The organism is Lactobacillus sp. UMNPBX16, assembly GCF_002553775.1.
In the GTDB taxonomy this organism is placed as follows: Bacteria; Bacillota; Bacilli; order Lactobacillales; family Lactobacillaceae; genus Lactobacillus; species Lactobacillus crispatus.
Window position 1 is genome coordinate 1 of sequence record NZ_PCYU01000115.1, and the last position, 220, is coordinate 220.

Consider the following 220-nt stretch of genomic DNA (forward strand, 5'->3'; position numbering starts at 1 on the left):
CGCTTGGCTTGTCAACATGCTTGTTTGAGATTTCTGAAACGTGTACCAAACCTTGAATACCATCAGCAACTTCAACGAAAGCACCAAAGTTAGTTAATGACTTTACTTCACCTTCAAAAATATCGCCTTCGTTTAAGTCAGCTGTAGCTTGTTCAAATGGAGAAGGTTCAGTTTGCTCAATAGACAGGCATATACGATGTCTTTCATTGTCGATACCAAT

General features: G+C 39.1%; 1 protein-coding gene. It reads right to left on the reverse strand.

All coding sequences use genetic code 11. The features are described from left to right. The coding region (locus CP367_RS10625; protein WP_143469251.1) for a S1 RNA-binding domain-containing protein at window positions 1-220 on the reverse strand (220 nt) is incomplete at both ends.